Raw genomic sequence first — 25,757 nt, 5'->3', positions numbered from 1 at the left:
GGCCCCGCTGCCGGCCGCGGCCCTGGCGGGAGCGCCTTCCAAGCCCGCGCCCGCGCCCCAGGCCGCCCGGCCCATGACGGCGGTGCCCCTGGCCCAGCCCCCGGCGCCCGCGCCCGTGGCGGTCCCCAGTCCTCCGGTGCCCGTGGCGGAGGAGCCCCAGCTGCTCCAGATGTCCGGCGACACGTCCGGGCACAAGCAGGAGATGCTGGGCCTGCTGGAGCTGATGCTGGCGCGCCGGGCCTCGGACCTGCACCTGGCCAGCGAGACGGTGCCGCACATGCGCATCGACGGGGACATGGTGGGGATCTCCGAGTACGCCGTCCTCTCGTCCCACCACCTCAAGGCGCTGCTCTTCAGCATCGCGCCGGAGAAGAACAAGAAGCAGTGGGAGGAGATCCACGACACGGACTTCGCCTACGAGACGGAGGCGGCGCGCTTCCGGGTGAACGTCTTCGAGGACCGCCGGGGCATCGGCGCGGTGCTGCGGCAGATCCCCAACACCATCCGCACCGCGGAGGAGATGGGGCTGTCCAAGCACATCCTGGACCTGTGCTTCCTGAGCAAGGGGCTGGTGCTCGTCACGGGGCCCACGGGCTCGGGCAAGTCCACCACGCTGGCGGCGATGATCGACTACGTGAACCGCCACCGCGAGGACCACATCATCACCATCGAGGACCCGATCGAGTTCGTTCACAAGAACAAGAGCTGTCTGGTGAACCAGCGCGAGGTGGGCGTCCACACCCACTCCTTCAAGAACGCGCTCCGGGCGGCGCTGCGCGAGGACCCGGACGTGGTGCTGGTGGGCGAGATGCGGGACCTGGAGACCATCGCCATCGCCATCGAGACGGCGGAGACGGGCCACCTGGTGTTCGGCACGCTGCACACGAACACGGCGGCCTCCACGGTGGACCGCATCATCGACCAGTTCCCCTCGGACCGTCAGGCGCAGATCCGCATGATGCTCTCCGAGTCGCTCAAGGGCGTGATTACCCAGACGCTGTGCAAGCGCATCGGGGGCGGACGGGTGCCGGCGCAGGAAGTGCTGCTGTGCTCGGGCTCGGTGTCCAACCTCATCCGGGAGGGAAAGACGTTCCAGATTCCCTCGGTGATGCAGACCTCGCGCGGCCAGGGCATGACGATGCTCAACGACGCGCTGCTGGAGCTGGTGAAGAAGAAGATCGTCGACCCGAACGAGGCGCTGAGCAAGGCGGTGGCCCGCAGCGAGATGCGGGCCATGCTGGAGCGCGCGGGCTTCAAGGTCGACGCGCCCACGGAGGCGCCGGGGGCCCCCGCGAAGTGAGCCGCGGGAGCCGGGGGGCGGACTACTCCGCGCCCTCTTCCCGCTCCTTGAACAGCTTCTTGCAGCGCAGGGCGCGCTCGCGCATGGACTCGTCTTCCAGGGCGGGACAATTGCTCAGGAAGGACTGGGAGCTGCCGTCCGTGGGGGCTGCCTGCGCCTGCACCGGGCCGTCACTGGCCGCCTCGGGGGCGGCCTGCGCCTCCGTCGAGCCATAGGTCCCGGGAGGGCACTTGTACGCGATGGCCATCAGGGTCGCGGTGGTGGTGGTGCCGTCGCCGCCGCCGAGCGACGGGGCATGGGCGAAGAAGTGGGTGCCGCCCCGGGCCGCCGGATGGGCATTTTTCACCCTTGCCGTGTGCGGAGGGCCTTTACCACAAGCCGGTGGATCAGGGGGTGATGCCCATGGAGCGGAACAGGGCCGCGCTCTCGTACAGCCGGTCGCCCCGGACGACGTGGCGCACCTTGCGCACATCGCTCATGAGCAGGGTGGGGTCCCCCTCAATGAGGATGAGGTCGGCGGTGTAGCCGGGGAGCACGCGCCCGAACGTCTTGTCCCGCTTCATGACCTCGGCGTTGCCCAGGGTGGCGATGCGCAGCACCTCCTTGGGCGGAATCCCGGCGGCGACGTAGAGCTCGAGCTCCCGGGGCAGGAACAGCCCGGAGACGTTGTCCGTGCCGGCAACGATGCGGACGCCGCTGCGGTGCAGCAGCCCCACGAACTCCACGAGCCGCAGGAACGAGTCGCGGTACAGCTCGGGCCGCTTCGGCACGTCCGGCAGCCCCCCGGCGCCCGAGCGCAGCCAGCGCTGCCAGGTGGGCGGCACGCGGGCCAGCACCGTGCTCGCGCCCTCGTTCCAGTGGCCCGGGTGGTTGTGGAACATGTCGTCGAAGATGGACACCGTGGGGTCCACCACCACGTTGCGCTCGCGCAGCAGCGTGACGAAGTCGCGCACCGCGGGCGAGCCCAGCTCGAGCGAGGCGGCGTGCTCCCCCACGGCGATGAAGCGCGCCGGGGTGCGCGTGTCCTGCACCCGGTCGAACAGGAAGTTGAGCGCCAGGAAGTTGATGTGCTGGAGCTCGTCGGCGCCCGCCTCGATGAACTGCCGGGCGGTCATGAAGGCCGGCACATGGCCGCTGACCCGGAGCCCCTTGGCATGGGCCAGGCGGGCAATCACCGGAACGAGCTCCGGCTTGGTGGAGCTGTAGACCTTGATCTGCTCGAAGCCGTTGGCGGCGTAGTGGTCGATGGCGGCGCGGGCCTCGGCCTCATCGTCCACGAAAACTTTCGTGGGCCCGGAGTAGGGGCTGCGGCCGTCCATGAAGCCCGCCTTGATGACGCGGGGCCCGATGTCCCGCCCGCTCTCGATGCCGAGGATGAGGTGGGTCAGGGCCTGCTCGTCGTTGGCCAGGTCCCTCACGGTGGTGATGCCCGCGGCGATGGCCAGTGGCCCATCGGCGCCCCGGGTGATGTGGGCGTGCATGTCCCAGAGGCCCGGCATGAGGAAGTGGCCCTGGGCATCCAGCGTGCGGGCCCCTTTGGGCACCGGCAGCTTCGCCGAGGGCCCCACGGCGGTGATGCGGCCCTGCTCGACCAGCACGGTCTGGTCCTCCTCCACCGCGAGCGTGCCCGGGTCGAAGACGCGGGCGTGGGTGATGGCGAGCGGGCGGTCGAGCTTCGTGGTGAGCTGCTGGGCGCGCGCCTGCGCGAGGCGGCCCTCCTCGGCCTCCTGGAGCGTGAGGAGCTGATCCCGGGTGTTCTCGAAGCCCTCGCGGACGAGCAGGTTCCAGCTCGAACCGCTGGCGAAGAAGCGCTGGTCCTCGTCGAGCCACACATAGGCGGGCACCAGGTCGATGCCGGTCAGGGCATAGAGCCGCACCTTGCGCTTGCCGGCGGTGCCTTGAACGGTATGGGTGCCGCCGATGGCCTGGACCTGGACTTCGCCGGACGGCAGCAGCGCCAGGCGCTGGCCGGGCGCCTTGAGCGCGGCGCGCACCAGCAGGACGGTCTCCTCGGGGACGCCGTGGAGGCTCAGGTAGAAGGCCGGCCCCTTCAGGTCGCGCTGTCCCTCCTCGGCCGGGTTCTTCCACGTGTGGGAGGTGCCCTGGACGGTGTAGCGCTCCTGGACGGGGGCCTTGAGGTAATCGACACCCTGGCCCTCGGAGGCGGCGACCGTGCCGTTCGCGTTGACCGTGTACGTGCGGTCGAGCACGGGCCCGCGGCCCCGGTCGTTGTACTCGAAGTGGACCTTCACCTGGCCCTCGGGCAGGTACTCCACCTGCTGGTAGCCGGCGGCCTTGCCCAGAATCAGCACGGCGCTGCGCTCGGTGGCGGCCACCGCGTCCCAGCCCAGCGAGAGCAGTACCCCCGCCAGCATCCACTCCCATGCCTTCCTCATCTTGAGTCCCCTCTGCCCGGGTGTGGGCACGAACCAAGCATAGGTGCCCGGCCAGCACCAGAACGGCCTACCCCACGCCCATCGCCGCGAAGCTCTCCTCCAGGGCGCGGAGCCCCTCCGCCACCTCGCTGGCCGAAATGGTGAGCGGCGGGGCGAGGCGGATGGTGTTGCCGGACAGCCCTCCCTTTCCGATGAGCAGGCCCCGCTTCTTCGTCTCCTCGAAGAGCTGGAGCGTGGCGCGGGGATTCGGGGTGCGGTCCCGGGCGGTCTCGTCCACCACCAGCTCCATCGCCTGCATCAGGCCCATGCCGCGCACATCACCAATGGTCTTCGGGTGCTGGCGCTGGAGCCGCTCCAGCCCCTCGCGCAGCTCCGCGCCGCGCTTCGCCGCGTTCTCCACCAGGTGGCGCTCCTCGATTTCCTCCAGCACGGCGACGGCCGCCGCGCAGGACAGCGGGTTGCCACCAAAGGTGGAGATGGTGCTCGCCTGGAAGGCCTCGCCGATGGCGGGCGTGCAGAGCGTGGCGGCCAGGGGCAGGCCGTTGGCGATGCCCTTGGCCATCGTCATGAGGTCCGGCTCGACATGGTATTGCTGGGAGCCCCACATCGTCCCGGTGCGGCCGAAGCCCGTCTGCACCTCGTCGATGATCATCAGCCCGCCGTACTTGCGGACAATCTCCGCGGCGATCTCGAAGTACTCCCGGGGCGGGGTGATGAAGCCGCCCACGCCCTGAATGGGCTCGGCCAGCATGCCGGCGATGCGGCCCGTGGTGGTGGTGCGGATGAGCTCATCCAGATCCTTGGCGCACGCGACGCCACACGTGCCGGGCTCCAGCTTGAGCGGACAGCGGTAGCAGTAGGGGGACAGCGCGTGCTTGACGGCGGCCACCTGGCTGGGCACGGCGCGGTAGTTCGAGTTCGCGGTGAGCGACTGCGCCAGGACGGACCGGCCCGAGTACCCGTGGCGCAGGGCGAGGATCTCCTGGTTCCCGGTGGCCACCTGGGCGAGCACCACCGCCGTCTCGTTCGCCTCCGTGCCTGAGGCGGTGAAGAAGGCCTTCTGCAGGTTGCCGGGCGCCACGGACACCAGCTTCTCGGCCAGCTCCACGATGGGCACGGTGGGGTAGAGCGTGGAGACATGGCTCAGGCGCTGGAGCTGGGCGCTGACGGCGGCGTTCACCCGCGCGTTGGCATGGCCAACGGAGACGGTGAGGATGCCGCCGAAGAAGTCCAGGTAGCTCTTGCCGTCCAGGTCCGAGACGCGCGAGCCCTGGCCCTCGTGCAGGACGACCGGCTCCTCGTAGTAATTGGCCACCGAGGGCAACATGTATTGTTTGTGCTTGGCGCGAACTGTCTTGGATTCCATTGTGTCCTCTCGGGTAAATGCTACGGCAAAAGACCGCTGACAGTGAATCAGTCTCTTGCTAAACCAAACTCAGGTTGGGAAATCTGGACAGAGCGGCAATCCGGTTCGAGAGTGCCCTGGCACTTCCCAGTGCGAGGCATTGACCCGAAACGGAGAGCAACCATGACCCTGATGAACCGTCTGAACTTCCACCGCCGCGCAGTGATTGCCGCCACGCTCGTGGCAGGGATTGGCACGGCGGCCGTCCTCACGCTGGCGCGGCCGGCGGAGGCGTCCGTGAGCCCCATCGGCACGATGGCCACCTGCCAGGCGTCCTGGTACGGCGCGGTGGGGGAGATTCCGGAGGGGTGGCCGACGGCCAGTGGCGAGCCGTTCCACCGCATGGCGCTCAAGGCGGCGCACAACTCCTTTCCCTTCGGCACCCGGGTCAAGGTGACCTACGGGTCCAAGTCGGTCATCGTGACCATCAATGACCGGGGCGGCTTCGGCGGGGCCCGGTGTCTGGACCTGACCTACGGGGCCTTCATCCAGCTCGCCAATCCGGATCTCGGCGTCATCAACGTGCAGTACCAGGTGCTCTGACCGGAAGGCACCCGGGGCCGCTCAGGCCTTGTTGAGGCTGGCGGCGATGGAGCGCACGAGGGCGCGCGGGCCGAACCGCACGCCCACCGTGCCCAGCCAGTTCACCAGGCCGTGCACCGCCAGCACGCGGCCCTTCATCATCGCCGCGTAGGCATCCGCCGCCACGTCCGGGGCCGCCGCCACCCCGGGCCGCTGGAACAGGCGCGTCTTCTCGATGCTCGCCCGCGAGGCGAACTCCGTGTGCGTGGCCCCGGGGCAGTGGCACGTCACCGTCACCCCGGTGCCCCGGAGCTCGTGCGCGAGCGCCTCCGAGAACGACACCACGAACGCCTTGGTCGCGTAGTACGTGGCCATGTAGGGGCCGGGCTGGAACCCCGCCGTGGACGCGATGTTGAGGATGCGCCCGGAGCGCCGCGCGCGCATGGGCTGGGCAAACAGGTGCGTCAGCTTCAGCAGCGCGGTGCAGTTGACCTCCACCATCTCCGCCTCGCGCTCCACGGCCTGCTCCAGGAAGGGGCCCGAGGAGCCAAAGCCCGCGTTGTTGACGAGGTACTCCACCTCAAGACCCCGGGCGCGCACCTCCTCGAAGATGCGCGCGGGGGCCTCGGGCTGGGCCAGGTCCGCGGGGAGCACATGCACCTTGCCGCCGTGCGCCTGCTCCAGCCGGGTGGCCAGCGCCTCCAGCCGCGAGGCGGTGCGCGCCACGAGGATGACGTCGTGCCCACCTTGGGCGAAGCGCTGCGCGAACTGCTCTCCCAATCCTGCGGAAGCTCCGGTGATGAGGGCTACTTTTCGCGGCATGGACGTTTCCTCCCGCGCCCGTATAGCGCAGGCCCGGCCCCGGGCGCCCTGGATATCCGCTCCGGGAGCGGGGATGCTCCCGCGCGCCATGGACCACGAGCGCACCTCTCACCCGCGGGATGTCTATGGGGGCAGGCCCGCCGGTTTCATTCTCTGGCTGACGGGCCTGTCCGGGGCCGGCAAGAGCACGCTCTCGCTCGCGGTCCGGCGCGAGCTGGAGCCTGTCCTGCCCGTGGAAATCCTGGATGGGGACGAGGTGCGGACCGTTCTCTCGCGGGGGCTGGGCTTCTCCCGGGCGGACCGCGACGAGAACATCCGCCGGATCGGCTACGTGGCCCGCGTGCTGGCCCGGCACCGGGTCGCGGTCATCACCGCGGCCATCTCCCCGTACCGCCAGGCGCGCGAGGAGGTGCGGCGGCTGGCCGGCGAGCAGGGCATCGCCTTCGTGGAGGTGCATGCCCACGCCAGCCTGGAGGCGCTCATCCAGCGCGATGTGAAGGGGCTCTACAAGAAGGCCCTGGCGGGAGAGATTTCCCACTTCACCGGCATCTCGGACCCCTACGAGCCGCCGGAGCGCCCGGACGTGGTGGTCCGCACGGACCAGGAGTCCGTCGCGCAGGGCGTGGCACGCATTCTCGACCGTTTACGGGAGCGAGGCCTGTTCACCCCGGCACGGACGGAGGCGCCTCCCACGTAATCCCTTGCCTCGGCAGGGGGCCTGGGGACAATCCGCCCCATGGAATACAGACAACTGGGTGGTTCAGGGTTCAAGGTTCCCGTGTTCAGCCTGGGCACGGCGTCCTTTGGCGGCAGCAATGATTTCTTCAAGGGCTTCGGCTCCTCGGACGTGAAGGAGGCCACCCGGCTCGTCGACATCTCACTCGACGCGGGGCTGACCATGTTCGACTCGGCCGATGTGTATTCGAATGGCCTCGCCGAGGAGATCCTGGGCCAGGCCATCAAGGGCCGGCGCGACCAGGTCATCCTCTCCACCAAGGCCACCTTCCGCGCGGGAAAGGGCCCCAACGACGTGGGCTCCTCGCGCTACCACCTCATCCGGTCCTGCGAGGCGAGCCTGCGCCGCCTGGGCACCGACTACATCGATCTCTTCCAGTTGCACGGCTTCGATGCCACCACGCCGGTGGAGGAGACGCTCAACGCGCTCGATGACCTGGTGCGGGCCGGCAAGATTCGCTACCTCGGCTGCTCGAACTTCTCGGGCTGGCACCTGATGAAGTCTCTGGCGGTGTCGGACCGGCACAACCTCTCCCGGTACGTGGCCCACCAGGCGTACTACTCGCTCGTGGGGCGCGAGTACGAGTGGGAGCTGATGCCGCTGGGGCTCGACCAGAAGGTGAGCGCGGTGGTGTGGAGCCCGCTGGGCTGGGGGCGGCTCACCGGGAAGCTCCGGCGCGGCCAGCCCGTGCCGCAGGGCACCCGCCTGACGGCGGTGACGAAGGAAGGCGGCCCGAAGGTGCCCGACGAATACCTCTACCAGGTAGTGGACGCGCTGGACGCGGTGGCGGCGGAGACGGGCAAGACGGTGCCGCAGGTGGCGTTGAACTGGCTGCTGCAGCGCCCCACGGTGGCCAACGTCATCATCGGCGCGCGCAACGAGGAGCAGCTGCGCCAGAACCTGGGCGCGGTGGGCTGGAACCTGACGGCCGCGCAGGTGGCGAAGCTGGATGCGGCCAGCGCCACGGTGCCCGCCTACCCCTACTGGCACCAGCGCCAGTTCACCGAGCGCAACCCGCTGCCCATTCCCTGAGACGGCGGGGCGCGGCCCTCGCCTCAGAGCGAGGGCTGCATCGCCCCGAGCAGGGTCCGGTCCACGGTGGGCAGGTTGATGCGGATGGTGGTGCCACTGCCCACGTCGCTCTCCACGCTGATGGCGCCGCCCATGGCGGTGATGATGCTGTGGCTCACCGAGAGCCCCAGCCCCGTGCCCTCGCCGGGCGGCTTGGTGGTGAAGAACGGATCAAAGATGTGCTCCAGGTTCTCCGCGGGGATTCCGCACCCCGTGTCGCGCACCTCCACGCTGACGCGCTGAGGGGCCACCTGGCGCGCCACCACGCGGATCTCATTCTGCTCCACGCGGCCCTCGGGAATGGCCTGGGCGGCGTTGATGAGCAGGTTGAGGAACACCTGCCGCAGCCGCCCCTCGTTGCCCTGCACCAGGGGGATGGCGTCGAACTCCGTCACCAGCCGGGCCCGGCTGCGGATCTGCCGCGAGGCGACGCGCACCGCGCTGTCGACGATGGCCTTCAGGTCCGACGGCCCGTTGCAGGTGTCATGCGCCACGAGTGACCGGAAGTCCTGCGCCTGCGCCAGCATCTTCAAATCCTGGACGATGATGCGCACGCGCTCGGCGCCCTCCTGCGCGTCGGCGATCGCCGCGAGCAGCTCCCCCTGGGTCTCCGGCGAGGAGGCGCCCTGCAAGAGCCCCAGCTCGCGGTGCACGTAGTTGATGTTGCTGATGACGTAGGCCAGGGGGTTGTTGATTTCATGCCCCACGCCCGCGGCGAGCCTCCCCATGGCGGCCAGCCGGTCCGCGAACAGGAGCTGGGCCTGGGTGGCCTGAAGCTGCGTGAGGCTGGCCGAGAGCTGTCCGTAGGCCAGCTCCGCCATGGCCCGGCGCTTGGCCATCTCCTGCACCTCGCACAGCGCGGCCCGGCACGCGACGAACAGCACGATGTCCATGAAGGCCACCCAGAACAGGTGCTCTCCCACGCGCCAGGGCTGGGGCACGGGGGTGCCGTAGATGGACTCGGGCCAGAACAGGCCGCGCAGGAAGTGGTCCACCCCGATGGTGAGCGTGGCGGTGAGCAGCACCTTCCAGTCCCGGTAGAAGGCCAGGAAGGCCAGGGAGCCGAAGATGTGGAAGTGCGTCTCGATGCGGCCCCCGGTCAGGTGAATGAGCAGCGCGGACCAGAGCAACTGGGAGAGGGCCACCACGTGCCGGGTGAGCACCGAGCCGGGGTGCCACCACGCCAGCAGGATGGGCAGCAGGCTGAGCCCGCCGCCCAGGAAGAGCGCCGCATGCAGGTGGACGTGCAGCGTGCGGGTGCTGCCCTCCCAGCCATAGGGGGACAGCGCCAGCGCCAGCCCAATGGCAAATACCCACTGGCCCGCCATGAGCCAGGCGAAGATGGCATCCACCCGCCGCCGGGTGTCGGAGGTGTACTGGGCATACAGCCGCTGCGTCTCGGTGCCCAGGCGGTCCGCCAAGGTGTTCTCAGTCTCGGGATGGCTCATGGGGAACCCAGGGGAAGCGCAAGCCCGGAGCAGGGCGAGCCCGTTCACAGCCTGCCTGCGGACAGGCACACTGCTTCCGCCGAGGACCCACGTGTCATGACGTTCCCCCCAGTCTGGACAGTGCGGTCCCAGCCCAGAAGGCCACTATCACCGACAAACCCGGGAATTCAAACCGGCCATCAGGGTGATGGCTCTGCCCAATGGGAGACAGCGGTGTCCGGGCGTGTCCCGAAAGCGTTCACCACTGGGTTCTGTCTTCCCCAGAATTTTGTATCATTTCAGGGAAAGGGGCTTGAACAGAACAGGCCTTTTGATGGATGGATAGGTACGAAGCCCTGGCGCGTCCGGATGCGGGCACAGGGGCTTCACCGGGGGGATTCACAACATGCGTGGAATGACACTCCGTACGGAGGTTTCCAACCTGTGCAGCGTTCTGTTCGTGGCGGCGGAGGAGGCCGTCCTGGGAACGGCCGGGGCCATCCTGTCCATGCACTTCCAGGTCAAGCTCGCCACGGCCGCCGAGCCGGCCATTGCCCTGATGGATCAACACCACTTCGATGTCGCGTGCGTGGACATCGACATGCCCCCACGTGACTGCGGCCACCTGCTGCACGCGGCCTCCACCAGCCGGCCCTACATGGCCGGCATCCTCATCACCGGGGACTACCAGTCCGTGCTCCGGTTGGAGCTGCAACAGACCCGGGACCACTTCCACCTGCTGCGCAAGCCCTACCGGCCCCAGGAACTCACCACCCTCATTCACCGCGCGGCCACCGCCGCGAAGCTGAAGCGGATGGCCCACCGCCTGCGGCGCGAGCCCGCTCCCCCGGAGGCGCGCATGGGCGCCGGGGGAGGGCCTCCCTAGCCGCCTCCCTGGGTAGGGCGATGTAAGCTTGAACAAGGGCTCGGCGCCTTCCCAGGCGTCCAAGCACGTCCACCCCTGAGCAACTCCGGGGCCAGCGGATGTTGGATACTTCAACGAGCGTTCAGACGTTCGTGCATCCCCAGGGCAGCGCGGCTAAATCCTCCCCCCGGAGGCGTTTTTGCAAGTCGGGCATGAACCACAGGCCACCATTCTGGTGGTGGATGATCAGCCCTTCGAATTGGCGGCCGTCGAGCGCTCGCTCAATTCGTTGGACCTCCAAATAATCAAGGCGGGTTCGGGAGAGGAGGCGCTCCGGCACCTGGAGGCGCAGGAGTTCGCGCTCGTCCTGATGGATGTGCGGATGCCCGGGATGGACGGCTTCGAGGCGGCCCGGCTCATCCGCGAGCATGCGCCCCACCGGCGCGTGCCGCTCATCTTCCTGTCCGGCGTGCGGCGGGAAGAGGCGGCCATCGTGCGCGGGTACGCGAGCGGTGCGGTGGACTACCTCAGCAAGCCCGTGGAGCCGGACGCCCTGCGCGCCAAGGTGCGGGTGTTCGTGGACCTCTACTACGAGCGTGAGGCCCTCAAACGCCAGGAGAACACCCAGCGCGAGCGCGAGCGGCAGGTGCTGGAGGCCCGGAGCCAGCAGGCAGAAGAGGCGCTCCTCGAGAGCCAACGCACCCTGTCGATGCTCATGGGCAACCTGCCCGGCATGGTCTTCCGGTGCCGCCCGGACTGGAGCCTCTCCTTCATCAGCGAGGGCTGCGAGGCGCTCACCGGCTACTCCGCCCCGGAGTTCGCCGCCAACCCCACGCTCTGGACGGACCTCATGGCGGACGGGGATGTGACGCGCATCGCCGGGGAAGCGCGGGAGGCGTTCGCGGTGGGCCGGCTGCTGACGGCCGGGTATCGCATCCAGCGAAGGGACGGGGCACAGCGCTGGATGTGGGCCCGGGCCGCGGGGGTGTTCGCCCCGGACGGCGCGCTGCGGTTCATCGAAGGGTTCATGACGGACGTCACCGAGGCGAAGTCCGCGGAGGCGGAGCGGGAGCGGCTCATGGCCGGCCTGCGGGAGGCCGTGCGCCTGCGGGACGAGTTCCTGTCCGTGGCCAGCCACGAGCTGAAGACCCCGCTCACGTCCCTGTCCCTGCGGGTGCAGGTGATGCGCAAGGCGGTGGACGGGCTTCACGCCACATCCGGTGCGAAGAACCTGCACAAGCACCTGGAGTCCGCGGAGGGCCAGGTCCTGCGGCTGGCGGCGCTGGTGGACAGCTTGCTGGACACGACACGCATCATCAGCGGCCGACTGTCGCTTCGAAGCGAGCAGGACGTCAACCTCGCGGACATCGTGCGCTCGGTGGTCTCGGTGTTCGAGCCCCAGGCGATGCGGGTGGGCAGTGTGGTGGACGTCACCGCCCCGGCGCGCGTGCTGGGCCGCTGGGATGCGCTGCGGCTGGAGCAGGTGGTGACGAACCTGATGTCCAACGCCCTCAAGTTCGGGGCGGGCCGCCCCGTCCGGCTGCGGCTCGAGGAGCTGGGAGAACAGGTGCGGCTGACGGTGCGCGACGAGGGCATTGGCATGGACGAGGCGGTGCGCACGCGCCTCTTTGGCCGCTTCGAGCGGGGCGTGTCGGACCGGCACTACGGGGGGCTGGGGCTGGGGCTGTTCATCACCCGGCAGGTGCTGGAGGCCATGGGAGGCCAGGTGTCCGTGCGCAGCGAGCCGGGCCAGGGCGCCACCTTCACCGTGGAGCTGCCGAAGGACCCTCCGCAGGGCAATCTCGCGGGGGGCACCCCGGATGAGCACTGAACAGGCCCGGGGCAGCCCGGAGGTCGATCTCACCAACTGTGACCGGGAGCCCATCCACATTCCGGGCGCCATCCAGCCGCACGGCGTGCTGCTGGTGCTCAGCGAGCCGGAGCTGCGCCTCACGCACGTGAGCGAGAACGCGCCCGGCGTGCTGGGCACCCCCGCCGCCCAGCTCCTGGGCGCGGAGCTGGGCCGCTTCATCGAGCCCTCGGTGCGCGAGCCCCTGGAGGCGGGGCTGCGCAGTGAGCGGCTCAAGCAGCTCAACCCGCTGAAGGTGGTCTGGCGCGTGGGGGGCGTGGACCGGTTCTTCGACGGCATTGCCCACCGCCACCAGGGCAAGCTCATCCTGGAGCTGGAGCCCTCGTCGCCGCGCGAGTCCGTGCCCTTCCTGAGCTTCTTCCACGGGGTGCGGGACGGCCTGTCGCGCCTGCGCGACGCGAGGGATCTCCAGGAGCTGTGCGAGGCCGTCGTCCAGGAGGTCCGCAACCTCACGGGCTTCGACCGCGCCATCATCTACCGCTTCGACGCGGAGTGGCATGGCTCGGTGCTGGCCGAGGCCCGGGACTCCCGGGCGGACCCATACATGGGGCTGCGCTTTCCCGCCTCGGACATTCCGCGCCAGGCGCGCGAGCTGTACCAGCTCAACTGGCTGCGCATCATCCCCACCATCGATTATCAGCCGGCGCGCGTGCTGGCCCTGCCGGAGCACGGGGCGCCGCTGGACCTGTCCTTCTCGGTGCTGCGCAGCGTGTCGCCCATCCACCTGGAGTACCTGCACAACATGGGCGTGCAGGCCTCCATGAGCATCTCGCTCATCCGGGACGGCAAGCTCTGGGGGCTCATCTCCTGCACCCACATCTCCGGGGCGAAGTACGTGCCCTACGAGGTCCGCTCCGCGTGCGAGTTCCTCGGCGAGGTGATGTCCAGCCTGCTGGCGGTGAAGGAGGGCAACGAGGACTACGGCCAGCGCATCCGCGCCAAGTCCATCCACGCCTCGCTGCTGGAGCGCATGGCGCGCGAGGTGGACTTCGTCTCGGAGCTGGCCCGCCAGGAGCCCGCGCTGCTGGAGCTGGTCCACGCGCATGGCGCCGCCATTCACTTCCACGGGCGCACGACGGTGCTGGGCCAGGCCCCCGCGGACGAGCACCTCACGGGCCTCATCGAGTGGCTGGGCGAGCGCACCGGGGATGGGCTGTTCTGCACGGACCGGCTCGCCAGCGAGTACCCCGAGGCCGCGAACTTCCAGCAGGTGGCCGCCGGGCTCATCGCCCTCTCCATGTCCCGGGGGCGCAATAACTTCGTGCTCTGGTTCCGCCCGGAGGTGGTGCAGACGGTGAGCTGGGGCGGCAACCCCACGAAGCCCGTGGAGGTGGACAAGGGCGAGCCCCGGCTGCACCCGCGCAAGTCCTTCGAGCAGTGGAAGGAGACGGTGCGCGGCCGGTGCCTGCCCTGGAAGGGCTACGAGGTGGAGGCGGCCGCCGAGCTGCGCCGCTCCATCATCGACGTGGCGCTGCAGCGCAGCGAGGAGCTGCTCAAGCTCAACACGGAGCTGGAGCGCAGCAACGTGGAGCTGGATGCGTTCGCGTACGCGGCGAGCCACGACTTGAAGGAGCCCCTGCGCGGCATTCACAACTACACCCTGCTGGCCCTGCGCGAGGCGGGGGAGGTGCTGCCCACCGTCCCGAGGGAGCGGCTGGACACCGTGGTGCGGCTCACCCAGCGCATGGAGAGCCTCATCAACTCGCTCCTGCACTATGCCCAGGTGGGGCGCACCGAGCTGCTGCTGCGGGAGACGGACCTCAACGAGGTGGTGAACCAGGTGCTGGAGCTGCTCCGGTCCCGGCTGGAGGAGGCGAACGTGGAGGTGCGCATCCCCCACCCGCTGCCCCCGGCGCGCTGTGACCGGGTGCGCATCGCGGAGGTGTTCACCAACCTCATCACCAACGCCATCAAGTACAACGACAAGGCCGCGCGGTGGGTGGAGCTGGGCGCGGTGCGGGAGGGGAGCGAGGCGCGCGTGGCCTACTTCGTGCGGGACAACGGCATCGGCATCAAGCCCGAGTACCACGAGACCATCTTCCGCATCTTCAAGCGGCTGCACGGGCGCGACCGCTTCGGCGGGGGCACGGGCACGGGCCTCACCATCGTCAAGCGCATCATCGAGCGGCACAACGGCCGCATCTGGCTGGAGTCCACGCCGGGGCAGGGCACCGCCTTCTTCTTCACCTTGGCCGCGGAGATGGGGTCCCCGGAGCCTGCCGGTGAATAGCGGAATGCCTATCCTGGTGGTCGAGGACAACGACGAGGACTTTGGCATGCTCCAACACGCGTTTCGCAACGCGGACATCCCCAACCCGGTGCACCGGTGTGCGGATGGAGAAGAGACGTTGGAGTTTCTTTCGAGACTGGGGCGTTACCCGGAAGGTGAGCAGTCCCTTCGGCCGGGACTTGTCTTGTTGGATCTCAACCTGCCGGGAATGGATGGGCGCCAGGTGCTGGAGCACATCAAGACCGATGCCTTCTTGAAGAGCATTCCTGTCATTGTCTTTTCCACTTCGGACAACCCGAAGGATGTCCAGAGCTGCTACCAGTTGGGGGGCAGTGCCTACCTGCTCAAGCCCGTGGATCTGGACCGGTTCGAGCGCATGGTGCGGCTCTTGAGGGAGTTCTGGCTGGAGTTCGTCGTTCCGCCCCTGGCGCCAACCCGGGAGAGGCGCTGGCGATGACGCGGCCCTCATTGACGCTGCTGCTGGTCGAGGACAGCCCCGAGGACCGCAACACCTACCGGTCCTTCCTGCAGGAGGTGGGGGAGTACCACTACACCTTCCTGGAAGAGGAAGACGCTGAGCAGGCGCTGGAGGTGTGCCGCGGGCAGCCGGTGGACTGCATCCTGCTCGACTACCACCTGCCGGGCATGGATGGCCTGGAGTTCCTGCGGCGGCTGAAGGAGCGCGCCGGGAGCCATCCGCCGCCGGTGGTGATGCTGACGGGGCGGGGCAATGAGCGCATCGCCGCGCAGGCGCTCAAGGAAGGCGCGGCCGACTATCTGGTCAAGTCGGACGTCACCCCCGAGAGCCTGTTCCGCGCCGTGCGCAACACGCTGGAGCGGGAGCACCTCCGGCGCCAGCTCCAGGCCGAGTCCGCCGAGCGCATGCGCCTGCGGGTGGAGCACCAGCGCCTGGCGGCCGTGGTGGCCGACTCCTCGTACTTCATCGGGTTCGCCTCGCAGCAGGGCCAGATGCAGTACCTCAACCCCGCGGGCCGCCAGATGGTGGGGGTGGAGAAGGAGGACGTGACGCAGCTGAAGGTGACCGACTTCTATGGGCCAGAGGAGCAGCGCCTGAGCGAGGAGCAGCTCACGCCCGCCCTTCAGGAGACGGGCCGGTGGAGCGGAGAGTTCCGGCTGCGCAACCTGAGCACGGGCAATACCATTCCCGTCCAGCATGACCTCTTCTTCGTTCCGGACGAAGAGGGCCAGTCCGTGGCGCTGGCCACCCTGGCCCTGGACATCTCCGAGCAGAAGCGCCAGGAGCAGGAGGCCCAGCAGCGGGCGGAGTTCGAGCAGTACCTGGCAGGCATCGTGGGGCACGATCTGCGCAACCCCATCAGCGCCATCACCCTCTCGGCGGTGATGGTGCTGCGCCGCAGGGATCTCGACGAGCGCATGCGCGATGCGCTCAACCGCATCCTGTCCTCGGCCGAGCGCGCGCACCGGCTCATCGACACGACGCTCGACTTCACGCAGGCGCGGCTGGGCGGCGGGCTGCGGGTGGTGCGCAAGCCGCTGGACTTCCAGGAGCTCACCCAGCAGGTGGTGGACGAGGTGCAGCTCAACTTCCCGGAGCGCGAGGTGGAGGTGCTCCACCAGGGCCGCAGCCAGGGAGACTGGGATGCGGACCGCATGGCCCAGGTGCTCTCCAACCTGGTGACGAACGCGCTGCGCTACAGCCCGCAGGGAACGCCCGTGCGGGTGACGACGCGCGGCGAGGCGCAGGCGGTCATCCTGGAGGTCCACAACCAGGGGCCGCCCATCCCCTCGGAGCTGCTGCCCCGGCTCTTCGCGCCCATGAAGCGGCGGGAGCCGTCCGACGGGTTCTCCGGGCGGAGCCTGGGGCTGGGGCTGTTCATCGTGGACCACGTCATTCGCGCGCACGGGGGCTCCATCGATGTCCACTCGGACGCGCGCCAGGGCACCACCTTCACGGTGCGGGTGCCGCGCCAGCCACCCTCCTACGCCCAGGAGTCCACCTCCGGGTAGAGGCGCCGTGGTAAGGGGGGGCCATGATGAGAACGGTCACGGCGACCCGGTATGTGACGCCGCTTCGAGAGGGCGGCTCCCTGCCCGCCATCGTCGAGGCGGAGGACGCGGGGCTTTATGTCTTGAAGTTCCGGGGGGCCGGGCAGGGCCCCAAGGCGCTCATCGCCGAGCTGATTGCCGGCGAGCTGGCTCGGGCGGTTGGGCTGCGGGTTCCGGAGCTGGTCTTCATCCAGCTGGACCCGGTGCTGGGGCGCGCCGAGCCGGACGGGGAGATTCGAGACCTGATCAAGGCGAGCGCCGGGTTGAACCTGGGGATGGATTATCTGCCGGGCTCCATCACGTTTGATCCGCTGGCGGGGCCCGCGCCCGGGGTGGCGGAGGCCTCGGGCATCGTCTGCTTCGATGCGTACGTGACGAACGTGGACCGGACGCCGAAGAACCCGAACCTGCTGGTGTGGCACCAGGCGCTCTGGCTCATCGACCACGGGGCCGCGCTGTACTTCCACCATTCGTGGGAGGGGCACCTGGAGCGGGCCCGGAGCGCGTTCGCGCCCATCAAGGACCACGTGCTGCTGCCGTGGGCCTCGGAGCTGCGCGCGGCGGAGGCCCACCTGCGCGAGCGGGTGACGCCCGAGGTGCTGGAGCAGGTGGTGGGGCTGATTCCCGACGGGTGGTTGGAGGAGGCGGAGGCGGGCTTTTCGTCCAAGGCGGAGCACCGGGCCGCCTACGTCGCGTTCCTGAAGGAGCGCCTGGCGTCGAGCGCCGTGTTCATCCAGGAGGCGGAGCGTGCTCGCGCGCAGCTCGTTTGATTACGCCATCGTGCGGGTGGTGCCGCGCGTGGAGCGGGGGGAGTTCATCAATGCAGGAGTCATCCTCTACTGCCTGACGAGCCGCTTCCTGTCGGCCCAGGTGGCGCTGAACGAGCAGCGCCTGCGGGCGCTGGCGCCGGAGGTGGATGTGGCGCTGGTGCGCGGCCACCTGGAGAGCATTCCGCGCATCTGCGCGGGGGGCCGGGGCGCGGGCCCCATCGGGCAGCTTCCCCAGAAGGAGCGGTGGCACTGGCTGGTGGCGCCCCGCAGCACCATGCTCCAGACGTCTCCGGTGCACTCGGGGCTGTGCGAGGAGCCGGGCCGGGCGCTGGAGCACCTGATGGAGCGCATGGTCCGATGAAAAGCCTTCCTTCCCTGCTGGTGATGGTGGGCGCGGCCCTGGCGCTGGCGGGCTGCAAGGGCGCGGCGCGGAAGTCCGAGCCCCCGGAGCCCGCGCCCCGGGCGGGGACGGAAGCGGGGACGAATCCTCCGCTCCAGCCCGTCTCGCGCTTCGACGCCATCACGGATGGGAAGGCGCGCTCGGTGGCGCTGTTCAAGGAAGCGGGGCGCGTCATCACCCATCCGCGCTGCACCAACTGCCATCCGCCGGACGGCATCCCCCGGCAGGGCTTGGAGCAGCGCGTGCATGTGCCGCACGTGACGGGTGGGGCCGATGGCCACGGCGTGCCGGGCCTTCCCTGCACCGCCTGCCATCAGGTGGCGAATACCCGGCTGGTGGGGGAGACGCTTCAGAGTGTTCCAGGCAATCCGAAGTGGGCCCTGGCCCCTGTCGAGATGGCGTGGATTGGCAAATCGCTCGGGGAGATCTGCCAGCAGCTCAAGGATCCCCAGCGCAACGGGGGGCATGACCTGGAGTTCATCCACCACCACATGGCCGAGGACGTGCTGGTGGGCTGGGGCTGGGCGCCCGGGGAAGGGCGCCAGCCGGTGCCTGGGACGCAGAAGGAGTTCGGTGCGCTGATCCGGGCATGGATCGACACCGGCGCCCACTGCCCCCCGCCTTAAGGAGAAGCGGCTGCCTTCAGCCGCTCGGGGGTGAGGGGAAGCTCCCGGAGCCGGAGGCCCGTGGCATCGAAGACGGCGTTGGCCAGGGCCGCGGCCGTGGGGCCTTGCGCGGCCTCACCGGCCCCCAGGAAGGGCTCTCCAGCGCGGTCGATGAGTTCGATCTCCACGGGCGGCACTTCCGAGAAGGAGAGGAGGGGATAGCTGCTCCAGTCGCGGGAGAGGATGCGGCGGCCGTCGTGCTGGACCGCCTCTTTCAGGCTCCAGCTCAGGGATTGGATCAGCCCTCCTTCGAGCTGGTTGCGAATCCCATCCGGGTTGACGATTTCGCCCGCGTCGGCGGCCAGCACGGCGCGCACCACCCGGATGGCCTGGCTGCCGGGCTCGATGAGGACTTCCAGGCAGACGGCGCAGTAGCTCGCGAGGTTCTTGTACCGCGCGAAGCCGATGCCGCGTCCCCGCTGGGCCTTCCGCTCGAACGCGGACCAGCCGAACCGCTCCGCCGCTTTGCGGATGACGGTTTGGGCGCGTGCGTCCTGGAGCTGGCGGAGCCGGTACTCGATGGGGTCCACCCCCGCCGCATGGGCCAGCTCGTCCATGAAGGACTCGATGGAGAAGACGTTGGCGTAGGCGCCGAGCCCCCGGTGTGAGGAGACGCGCAGGGGCATCTGGGTCACCAGGTGCGTGGTGACGCGCTGGCCGGGAAACGCGTAGAGCGGGATGGCGTTCCGGTCGGCGGCGTAATTGGGCGGTCCCCCGTTCCGCGGGACCGGCATGGAGAAAGGCTTCTCCAGCGAGCGGCCCGCGAGCAGGTTGCCAGGGTTGCCGCTGGGCCGCGTGGAGTGGGGGTTGGACCAGAGCTCATAGGCCCAGTCGAGCACGTCGCCTTTGGGCGCCAGGCTGGCGCGGACCTTCGTGACCATGGCGGAGCCGTAAGGCTCCTGCGTGTGTTCGTCCTGGCGTGACCACTGGACCCGGACCGGGCGGCCGGGCAGGGCATGGGCCAGGAGCGCGGCATCCGCCGCCACGTCATCCGCCCCGTTGTGGCCATAGCACCCCGAGCCGGGCAGGTGCTTGCCGTGCACCGCCTCTTCCGGCAGGCCAAGCATCCGCGCGATCGCGGCGGTGGTGTCGAAGATGGTCTGGCTGTGCGTGTAGACGGTCAGGACTTCGCCGCTCCAGTCCGCCACCGCGCAGGAGGGGCCGATGGCGCCATGGAGCTGGTAGGGGCGGCGGTAGCTGGCCTCCAGGGTCCGCACCGGGGTGGCCTCCCCCCTGCGCACAGTCTTCTGGATGACCGTGTCCTGGGTGCGCTGCGCCTGCAACCAGGCGTAAGGGTCCATGGGAAGGGCGGCCTGCTCCTTCCACCGGGCGCCTCGCGCGAGGGCAGCGCAGGCCTGGAGGGCCTGCCACTCCCCGGAGGCGATGACGCCCAGGAAGTTGCCATTTCGCACCACGTGCAGCACGCCGGGCATGCGCTCCACGGACGCCGCATCCACCTCCTCCAGGACCGCGGCATAGGACGGCGCGCGGACCACGCGGCCATGGACCATGTGGGGGGGCCGGAAGTCCTGGATGAAGCTGGGCTCACCCGTGAGCTTGGCGGGCAGATCAATGCGGGGCACGGACTGGCCGGTGTACCGGCGCGCGGCGGCGGGCTTGGGCTTCACGGTGCCGGTGGCCTCGCGCTCCAGCGACCTTCCTCCCAGCAGGCTCCCGTAGGTGACGGAGCCCTTGGCCGAAGTGATGGTCCCGTCCTTCACGGTCAGCCGCGCGGCCGGGACGCCCAGCCGCTCGCTGGCCATGTCCAGGAGGAGGGCGCGGACCTCGGCCGCGGCGTGACGCACCGCCAGCCCGCCCTGAGATATGGACATGCTGCCCGCGGTGGCGCCCTCGTTGGGCGAGCGCTGGGTGTCGCCGGAGACGATCGTCAGCCGCGACAGCTCGACATCCAGCTCATCCGCGCAGATCTGCCCGAGGGCGGTCAGGATGCCCTGGCCCAGCTCCACCTTGCCCGTCTTCAGCGTGACGGAGCCGTCCGCGCCCAGCTCCAGCCAGGCGTTGAGCTGGGGATTCCTCGCCAGGCTGCCGGGGAGCGGCTTCGGCCCCTGGGACGCGCCCAGGACGCGCGGGCCCGCCAGGGAGAACGCCAGCACCAGCGAGCCCTGCAGGAAGGTGCGGCGGTTCAGGGGCGTGCTCATCCGGCCATCTCCTTCGCGGCGCGCTGGATGGCCCGCACGATGCGGTTGTGGGAGCCACACCGGCACAGGTGGGAGTCCAGCGTGGAGCGGATCTCCGCCTCGGACGGCTGGGGGCGTGCGCGCAGCAGGGCCTCCGCCGCGAGGATCATCCCCGGGATGCAGTAGGCGCACTGGCCGGCCTGCTCGGCCAGGAAGGCCTTCTGAAGGGCGTGGAGCGCCCCCTCCGGCCCCCGGAGCCCCTCCAGGGTGGTGAGCTCGTGCCCTTGCTGCGCGGCGGCCGGGGCGAGACAGGAGCGCAGCGGTGCGCCATCCCGGAGCACCGTGCAGGCGCCACACTGGCCCACGCCACAGCCGTACTTCGCGCCGTTGAGGCCCAGTTCATCCCTCAGGACATAGAGGAGCGGGGTGTCCTCCGCGGACTCGATGACGTGGGTCTTGCCATTGACGGTCAACGTGAAAGCCATCGAGAGAGCCTAGCGTTCCCGCTGGGAGGCCCGGGGCCTCGCGTGGGCACCTCGGTTGACGGCTGGACGGAACGAAAAAGGCCCATGGCATGGGGGCCATGGGCCTATCGAACGGCGGTCCGGCCGGAGGCGCTCAGGCGGCGGGCTGAACCGGAGGCTGCTCGAGCGAGGACACCGAGTCCGGCACGCGGCCCACGCCCCCGGTGAGGATCCGGCGCTTGATTCCGCCGGGCCGGGTGATGCGGCTGTAGAGGCTCATCGAAGGATCCGTGATGAAGCGCACCAGCAGGCCCGTCCACGAGCGGTGCGACACCAGGGTGTCGTAGAACTCGGGCGCCGCCGCCTTGACCTGGGGCAGCCGGTTCCAGGGCACGGCGGAGAAGTCATGGTGCTCATTGTGGTAGCCCACGTTGAGCGCACTGATGTTCCACGGCCCATAATAGGAGTACGTCTCCTGGGGGTGGGAGATGATGAAGTGCTCCTGGATGAGCCGTCCGCCCAGCGGGTGCAGGCCGATGGAGAAGAAGATGCTCAGCACCACGTAGAGGAAGGCCCACGGCCCCATCAGGAAGAACACCGCGGCGTCCACGGAGAACACCGCGAGCGCGTTGACCACCGTCCAAGGCTCCCAGAAGGAGATGAGCTTGGAGAAGCGGGGCATGCGCAGCGCCTGCATGAGCGGGAAGAAGGTGATCCACAGCGCCTTCATGAAGGTGCTGTTGCCCACCAGCTTCGCCTCGGCGTGCGAGGGCAGGTCCGCATCCAGGTCGAACTCGCCCTGGTGCCGGTGGTGCACCAGGTGGAAGCGGGTGAAGGTGGCCGCCGATGGAATGACGTGCACCAGGTCCGCCCCGATGGCCGTCAGCAGGTTGGCCGCCCGTCCCTTGAAGATGAGGCTGTGCGTGGCCTCGTGGATGATGACGTAGCAGGTGTTGTTCACCAGCGCGCCCAGCGTGTAGGCCGCCAGGACGATGACCCACCAGGGCTGATCTCTCACCAGATACGCCATGCCGAACTGGACCACGAGGATCAGCGGCACGAGCAGCGCGGTGGCGGGGGTGCGCCCGAAGAGCTTCCGCACTTCGGGGTGCGCCTTGAGGATGGCGGCCGTACGGGACGGGTGTGGCTCGGGCTCCTGAACCACCTCATACGTGGTGGGGGCCGTTTTGCTGCTGGACATCAGACCTCCAGTGTTCACTCGGAGCGCGCAGGCTCTACCGCCAGGCCGGGTAAGTCAACGTGGATTGCCCGACGGTAGAGAAGGTGCAGGAATCAGAAGGATTCCTCGGGGACCTCCATGAGATCCAGCGTGCTGCGCTCCACCATCCGGGCGGCGTGGCCCAGTCCCGGGAGCACCTCGCGGCAGAACCAGCGCGCCGAGGCCAGCTTGCCCACGTAGAACGCCTTGTCGCCCGGGTTCACCCGGGAGCGCTCCAGCGCCACGGCCGCATGCTGAACGAGCAGCCAGCCGATGATGAGCTCCGCCACGGACATGAGGACCCGGTTGCCCTGGAAGCCGACGTGGTAGAGCGACTCACCCAGCTTGCCCATCAAGGCGCCGAGCATCGTCTCCACATCCGTCAGGGCCTGGCCCAGCGCGGCGCGCTCCGTCTCCAGCTCCTTGCCGCCCACGTCCGAGTCCGCCGTCTCGCGCACCCGTCCGAGCAGCCCCTGGAGGGTGGCGCCGCCATCGCGCGCCACCTTGCGCAGGAGCAGATCCAAGGCCTGGATGTGCGTGGTGCCCTCGTAGAGCGAGTCGATCTTCTGGTCGCGGATGTACTGCTCGACGGGGTAGTCGGCCAGGTAACCCGAGCCGCCCAGGCACTGGAGGGATACGGAGAGCAGCTCGTAGGCCTTCTCCGAGTTGTAGCCCTTCACGAGCGGCAAGAGCAGGTCGTTGACGGCATCCAGCTCAGCGGCCTCGGTGGCGCGGTGGCCGCCCTTGAGGGCGACCTGATCCTGGATGGAGGCGGTGAAGAGCACGAGGGCGCGCATGCCCTCGGCGTGGGCCTTCTGCGCCATGAGCATGCGGCGCACGTCCGGGTGGCGCTGGATGGCGACGCGGGGGGCGTTCTTGTCGCGCGCGGCGAGCAGGTCCGAGCCCTGGACGCGCTCGCGCGTGAAGGCCAGGGCGTTGAGGTAGGCGGTGGACAGCGTGGCCATGGACTTGATGCCCACGGCCATGCGCGCCTGCTCGATGATGTGGAACATCTGGCGGATGCCCTCGTGCACCTCGCCCAGGAGCAGGCCGCGCGCGGGCTTGCCGTCGCCGAACGTCATCTCGCAGGTGACGGAGCCCTTGATGCCCATCTTCTTTTCGAGGTTGGTGCAGATCACGCCGTTGCGCTCACCGAGCCGGCCGTCCTCCTCCACCCAGAACTTGGGGACGATGAAGAGGGACAGGCCCTTGGTGCCGGGGCCGGCGCCCTCGGGGCGGGCGAGCACCATGTTGACGATGTTCTCCGAGGCGTCGTGCTCACCGCTGGTGATGAAGCGCTTCACGCCCTCGATTTCCCAGACATCGCCACCCACGTGGCGGGCGCGGGTGCGCGCGGCGCCCACGTCGCTGCCGGCATCGGGCTCGGTGAGCACCATGGTGCCGATCCACCGGCGCTCGGTGATGGCGGGCAGGTAGCGGCGCTTCTGGGACTCGGTGCCCAGCATGTCGATGACGCGGGAGACCAGGGTGCCGAGCGAATAGAAGGCAGTGGCGGGGTTGGCGCCGGCGAGCAACTCGAAGGCGGCCCAGCCGAGGCTGGGCGGGGCGCCCAGGCCGCCCATGTGGGCGGGCAGATCCAACAGGTTCATGCCCGAGTCGTAGAAGGCGGTGATGGAGCGCTTGAGCAGCGGCGGCAGGGTGACTTCGCCGTCCTTGAGGACGGGCGGGTGGTGGTCGGACTCGGAGAAGCTGGGGGCAATCTCGTTCACGGCCACCTGGGCGAACGTCTCCAGGGTCTGGCGGGCGGCCGTCTCGTCGAGGTCGCCGAAGGTTCCCTTGCCCAGGGAGGTCCGGCCGATGTCGAGGAACTCGAAGAGGTTGAAGTACAGGTCGCGCAGGTTGGGCTTGTAGTGAGGCGTGGAGGACGACATCGCGGAGGCTCCTGGGCCGGTTTCTGAGGACGCCCGCCGGTAACACGGGACGCGGCGCGCAGCCTACCGCGAGAAGTGCCGTGCGAGGTGTACGCTCCGGGAGGTCAGGAGCGCGAGGGGGAACGCGATGCTGCGGTGGGCGGTAGGACTCTTATTGGGGGTACTGCTGGGCTGTACGGCCTCGAAGCCCGCGCTCCGGGAGGAGGTAGAGGCCGGTGAGAGCCTCCGGGTACACCGGCCAGTGCGGAGAGGGGGAAGCCCAGGCTTCCGGAGACCCCCGGCGCTGAGGACACCCCGGCCTGCGCCGGGCCCGCCTGCCGATGGGGTGAGGCGTACGGCGGACCCGCAGGGAGTGGAGCGGACACGCCAGCTCTACTGGAAGCGGTTGGCGGAGGCCAAGGCGCTGTACCCCAACAGCGCGGGGTATCAGAATCACCACGCCGTTCCGCTGTACCTGGGAGGCGCTCCACAGGGCACGACGTACCGGCTGCCCACCGCCTACCACAAGGCCATCACTCAAGCGTTCCGCCTGGAATGGCGCTATGGACAGGAGCGGCCTCCGAGCAAGCAAGACCTGATGAATATCCTGATCCGGGTGTACGAGCAGTATCCCATCCCGCAGTTGGTCGGAATCGAGCCCTAGTTGTGCGTGAGACCCTGGAAGTTCGCGTCGATGAGGAACTCGCGAGGAAGTTCCTGGAACCAGGATTGGGAGTCCCACTGGGAAAGACCCTTCGCCGGGTGGTGTTGCCCACCACGGATGCGCGCGTCCAGCGAATCAAGGAGATTCAGCGTGAGCAGCAGGCCAAGGGAAAGTCTTTCTTCATCTATTGGGAAATTCGCCGGAGGTACTCCGGGAAAGAACTTCAAGCTGCTGAGCTGCTGAGGCTCATGATCCAGTCCGGCTTCGAGCCACCGGGCGCTAGGTGTGGCACGGAGTATGATGAGACCTCGGAATGCCCAGAGTGTGGTGTCGGCGCATTGCAGAAGTCTGAACTCATCCTCAACACCAAGCACATTCCCAAGGGGAAAGACATTGCACGCACCATCGCGGGCGAAATCGTGGTTTCGCCGAGGCTGGTGCATGCCCTGGAGCAGCAGGGCATCCGGGGAGCGGAATACCGGCCGGTGATGAACAAGGGGCGTCATGGGGCGGAGCCATCGGAGTGGAAGCAACTCATCATTCAGTCGCAGCCCTTGCGTCTCAGCAGCAAAACCTTGGCTGGCAAAGGACCGTTTGATTTGGACGAGGAGGGCGAGTACCGGTGCCCACGGGGGCACGTGGCGGGGTTGGGACTGCTTTCGGAACTGTATGTAGAGCGAAGCAGTGTGGAGCCTGGCGATTGGTTCCGCACGGACAAATGGTTCGGGGTGAGACGAGGTGAGCTTCGCCCGGAACCGAAGGTTCTCATCTCCCAGAAACTGCACCAGGTGCTGGTGGACCTGAAGGCCAAGGGCTTCGGGCTGGAAGTGGCTCACCTCATATGAGTCAATCGTGAGGAGGGGGACGCGATGCTGCGGTGGGCGGTAGGACTCG

General features: G+C 68.9%; 23 protein-coding genes. 14 read left to right on the top strand and 9 right to left on the bottom strand.

Annotated features, from left to right (window positions below; genetic code table 11):
- Positions 1-1,300 (top strand): type IV pilus twitching motility protein PilT (locus KY661_RS25935; protein ID WP_317987298.1); only part of this gene is annotated, 1,300 nt, incomplete at its 5' end.
- Between the two features lie 22 nt (positions 1,301-1,322).
- Here the strand turns inward: KY661_RS25935 and KY661_RS25930 are convergent.
- The 3 genes from KY661_RS25930 to KY661_RS25920 form a co-directional block, all read right to left on the bottom strand.
- Positions 1,323-1,646, bottom strand: a complete 324-nt coding sequence (locus tag KY661_RS25930; protein WP_225412778.1) for a hypothetical protein — start codon at positions 1,644-1,646, stop codon at positions 1,323-1,325.
- Between the two features lie 40 nt (positions 1,647-1,686).
- A complete protein-coding gene (locus KY661_RS25925; protein ID WP_225412777.1) occupies positions 1,687-3,696 on the bottom strand; it encodes an amidohydrolase family protein in 2,010 nt (669 codons plus the stop codon).
- Positions 3,697-3,763: 67 nt separating this feature from the next.
- The gene (locus tag KY661_RS25920) at positions 3,764-5,062 is read right to left on the bottom strand and encodes an aspartate aminotransferase family protein (protein ID WP_225412776.1); all 1,299 of its coding nucleotides are present in this window, start codon (positions 5,060-5,062) and stop codon (positions 3,764-3,766) included.
- 162 nt (positions 5,063-5,224) lie between these two features.
- Between KY661_RS25920 and KY661_RS25915 the strand changes: the two genes are divergently transcribed.
- Positions 5,225-5,644 carry a septal ring lytic transglycosylase RlpA family protein gene (locus KY661_RS25915; protein ID WP_225412775.1) on the top strand — a complete coding sequence of 140 codons (420 nt, stop codon included), beginning with the start codon at positions 5,225-5,227 and terminating at the stop codon, positions 5,642-5,644.
- Positions 5,645-5,665: 21 nt separating this feature from the next.
- Here the strand turns inward: KY661_RS25915 and KY661_RS25910 are convergent, their stop codons facing one another.
- Positions 5,666-6,445 (bottom strand): SDR family NAD(P)-dependent oxidoreductase, encoded by a 780-nt coding sequence (locus KY661_RS25910; protein WP_225412774.1) that lies wholly within the window; start codon positions 6,443-6,445, stop codon positions 5,666-5,668.
- Positions 6,446-6,518: 73 nt separating this feature from the next.
- On the opposite strand from KY661_RS25910, the gene cysC reads away from it, so the two are divergent.
- Both cysC and KY661_RS25900 read left to right on the top strand, forming a co-directional pair.
- Positions 6,519-7,142 (top strand): adenylyl-sulfate kinase, encoded by a 624-nt coding sequence (cysC, locus tag KY661_RS25905; protein WP_317987297.1) that lies wholly within the window; start codon positions 6,519-6,521, stop codon positions 7,140-7,142.
- Between the two features lie 39 nt (positions 7,143-7,181).
- A complete protein-coding gene (locus KY661_RS25900; RefSeq protein ID WP_225412773.1) occupies positions 7,182-8,213 on the top strand; it encodes an aldo/keto reductase in 1,032 nt (343 codons plus the stop codon).
- Between the two features lie 23 nt (positions 8,214-8,236).
- Here the strand turns inward: KY661_RS25900 and KY661_RS25895 are convergent, their stop codons facing one another.
- Positions 8,237-9,700, bottom strand: coding sequence for a sensor histidine kinase (locus KY661_RS25895; protein WP_225412772.1), 1,464 nt, complete (start codon positions 9,698-9,700; stop codon positions 8,237-8,239).
- Positions 9,701-10,085: 385 nt separating this feature from the next.
- Between KY661_RS25895 and KY661_RS25890 the strand changes: the two genes are divergently transcribed.
- The 8 genes from KY661_RS25890 (at position 10,086) to KY661_RS25855 (ending at position 18,468) form a co-directional block, all read left to right on the top strand.
- Positions 10,086-10,565: a DNA-binding transcriptional response regulator gene (locus KY661_RS25890; RefSeq protein WP_225412771.1), complete on the top strand. Its 480-nt coding sequence runs from the start codon at positions 10,086-10,088 to the stop codon at positions 10,563-10,565.
- A 178-nt stretch (positions 10,566-10,743) separates the two neighbouring features.
- Positions 10,744-12,375, top strand: coding sequence for a hybrid sensor histidine kinase/response regulator (locus KY661_RS25885; RefSeq protein WP_225412770.1), 1,632 nt, complete (start codon positions 10,744-10,746; stop codon positions 12,373-12,375).
- Entirely contained in the window at positions 12,365-14,644 is a 2,280-nt protein-coding gene (locus tag KY661_RS25880) for an ATP-binding protein (protein ID WP_225412769.1), read from the top strand. Before KY661_RS25885 ends, KY661_RS25880 begins: the two co-directional genes overlap by 11 nt.
- A 4-nt stretch (positions 14,645-14,648) precedes the next feature.
- The gene (locus tag KY661_RS25875) at positions 14,649-15,101 is read left to right on the top strand and encodes a response regulator (RefSeq protein ID WP_225412768.1); all 453 of its coding nucleotides are present in this window, start codon (positions 14,649-14,651) and stop codon (positions 15,099-15,101) included.
- Complete coding sequence (locus KY661_RS25870) at positions 15,098-16,633, top strand: hybrid sensor histidine kinase/response regulator (protein ID WP_225412767.1); 1,536 nt, start codon at positions 15,098-15,100, stop codon at positions 16,631-16,633. Before KY661_RS25875 ends, KY661_RS25870 begins: the two co-directional genes overlap by 4 nt.
- Positions 16,634-16,656: 23 nt before the next feature.
- Positions 16,657-17,442 carry a HipA family kinase gene (locus tag KY661_RS25865; protein ID WP_225412766.1) on the top strand — a complete coding sequence of 262 codons (786 nt, stop codon included), beginning with the start codon at positions 16,657-16,659 and terminating at the stop codon, positions 17,440-17,442.
- Entirely contained in the window at positions 17,420-17,803 is a 384-nt protein-coding gene (locus KY661_RS25860) for a DUF3037 domain-containing protein (protein ID WP_225412765.1), read from the top strand. Before KY661_RS25865 ends, KY661_RS25860 begins: the two co-directional genes overlap by 23 nt.
- Complete coding sequence (locus KY661_RS25855) at positions 17,800-18,468, top strand: Isoquinoline 1-oxidoreductase subunit (protein WP_225412764.1); 669 nt, start codon at positions 17,800-17,802, stop codon at positions 18,466-18,468. The genes KY661_RS25860 and KY661_RS25855 overlap by 4 nt, the downstream gene beginning before the upstream one ends.
- Here the strand turns inward: KY661_RS25855 and KY661_RS25850 are convergent.
- From KY661_RS25850 to KY661_RS25835, 4 genes are all read right to left on the bottom strand, one after another.
- Positions 18,465-20,666, bottom strand: a complete 2,202-nt coding sequence (locus KY661_RS25850; RefSeq protein ID WP_225412763.1) for a xanthine dehydrogenase family protein molybdopterin-binding subunit — start codon at positions 20,664-20,666, stop codon at positions 18,465-18,467. The genes KY661_RS25855 and KY661_RS25850 overlap by 4 nt on opposite strands.
- Positions 20,663-21,130, bottom strand: coding sequence for a (2Fe-2S)-binding protein (locus KY661_RS25845; protein WP_225412762.1), 468 nt, complete (start codon positions 21,128-21,130; stop codon positions 20,663-20,665). The genes KY661_RS25850 and KY661_RS25845 overlap by 4 nt, the downstream gene beginning before the upstream one ends.
- A 133-nt stretch (positions 21,131-21,263) precedes the next feature.
- The gene (locus KY661_RS25840; RefSeq protein WP_225412761.1) at positions 21,264-22,310 is read right to left on the bottom strand and encodes a fatty acid desaturase; all 1,047 of its coding nucleotides are present in this window, start codon (positions 22,308-22,310) and stop codon (positions 21,264-21,266) included.
- Between the two features lie 92 nt (positions 22,311-22,402).
- Complete coding sequence (locus tag KY661_RS25835; protein ID WP_225412760.1) at positions 22,403-24,220, bottom strand: acyl-CoA dehydrogenase; 1,818 nt, start codon at positions 24,218-24,220, stop codon at positions 22,403-22,405.
- Positions 24,221-24,572: 352 nt separating this feature from the next.
- On the opposite strand from KY661_RS25835, the gene KY661_RS25830 reads away from it, so the two are divergent.
- Positions 24,573-24,863: a hypothetical protein gene (locus KY661_RS25830; RefSeq protein ID WP_225412759.1), complete on the top strand. Its 291-nt coding sequence runs from the start codon at positions 24,573-24,575 to the stop codon at positions 24,861-24,863.
- Positions 24,864-24,865: 2 nt separating this feature from the next.
- Positions 24,866-25,708: a hypothetical protein gene (locus tag KY661_RS25825; RefSeq protein WP_225412758.1), complete on the top strand. Its 843-nt coding sequence runs from the start codon at positions 24,866-24,868 to the stop codon at positions 25,706-25,708.
- Positions 25,709-25,757: the final 49 nt, after the last annotated feature.

It is taken from the genome of Allostigmatella hybrida, from assembly GCF_020103775.1.
GTDB lineage: Bacteria > Myxococcota > Myxococcia > Myxococcales > Myxococcaceae > Hyalangium > Hyalangium aurantiaca.
Note: the sequence above shows the minus strand (reverse complement) of the source record. Positions and strands in the feature narration are given on the sequence as shown.

What these genes read in the sequence shown, in the direction of transcription:
- KY661_RS25865 (WP_225412766.1), top strand. Translation starts at nt 16,657, where the DNA reads ATGATGAGAACGGTCACGGCGACCCGGTATGTGACGCCGCTTCGAGAG.
- cysC (WP_317987297.1), top strand. Translation starts at nt 6,519, where the DNA reads ATGCTCCCGCGCGCCATGGACCACGAGCGCACCTCTCACCCGCGGGAT.
- KY661_RS25890 (WP_225412771.1), top strand. Translation starts at nt 10,086, where the DNA reads ATGCGTGGAATGACACTCCGTACGGAGGTTTCCAACCTGTGCAGCGTT.
- KY661_RS25880 (WP_225412769.1), top strand. Translation starts at nt 12,365, where the DNA reads ATGAGCACTGAACAGGCCCGGGGCAGCCCGGAGGTCGATCTCACCAAC.
- KY661_RS25870 (WP_225412767.1), top strand. Translation starts at nt 15,098, where the DNA reads ATGACGCGGCCCTCATTGACGCTGCTGCTGGTCGAGGACAGCCCCGAG.
- KY661_RS25925 (WP_225412777.1), bottom strand. Translation starts at nt 3,696, where the DNA reads ATGAGGAAGGCATGGGAGTGGATGCTGGCGGGGGTACTGCTCTCGCTG.
- KY661_RS25920 (WP_225412776.1), bottom strand. Translation starts at nt 5,062, where the DNA reads ATGGAATCCAAGACAGTTCGCGCCAAGCACAAACAATACATGTTGCCC.
- KY661_RS25875 (WP_225412768.1), top strand. Translation starts at nt 14,649, where the DNA reads ATGCCTATCCTGGTGGTCGAGGACAACGACGAGGACTTTGGCATGCTC.
- KY661_RS25895 (WP_225412772.1), bottom strand. Translation starts at nt 9,700, where the DNA reads ATGAGCCATCCCGAGACTGAGAACACCTTGGCGGACCGCCTGGGCACC.
- KY661_RS25900 (WP_225412773.1), top strand. Translation starts at nt 7,182, where the DNA reads ATGGAATACAGACAACTGGGTGGTTCAGGGTTCAAGGTTCCCGTGTTC.
- KY661_RS25840 (WP_225412761.1), bottom strand. Translation starts at nt 22,310, where the DNA reads ATGTCCAGCAGCAAAACGGCCCCCACCACGTATGAGGTGGTTCAGGAG.
- KY661_RS25915 (WP_225412775.1), top strand. Translation starts at nt 5,225, where the DNA reads ATGACCCTGATGAACCGTCTGAACTTCCACCGCCGCGCAGTGATTGCC.
- KY661_RS25835 (WP_225412760.1), bottom strand. Translation starts at nt 24,220, where the DNA reads ATGTCGTCCTCCACGCCTCACTACAAGCCCAACCTGCGCGACCTGTAC.
- KY661_RS25855 (WP_225412764.1), top strand. Translation starts at nt 17,800, where the DNA reads ATGAAAAGCCTTCCTTCCCTGCTGGTGATGGTGGGCGCGGCCCTGGCG.
- KY661_RS25910 (WP_225412774.1), bottom strand. Translation starts at nt 6,445, where the DNA reads ATGCCGCGAAAAGTAGCCCTCATCACCGGAGCTTCCGCAGGATTGGGA.
- KY661_RS25845 (WP_225412762.1), bottom strand. Translation starts at nt 21,130, where the DNA reads ATGGCTTTCACGTTGACCGTCAATGGCAAGACCCACGTCATCGAGTCC.
- KY661_RS25850 (WP_225412763.1), bottom strand. Translation starts at nt 20,666, where the DNA reads ATGAGCACGCCCCTGAACCGCCGCACCTTCCTGCAGGGCTCGCTGGTG.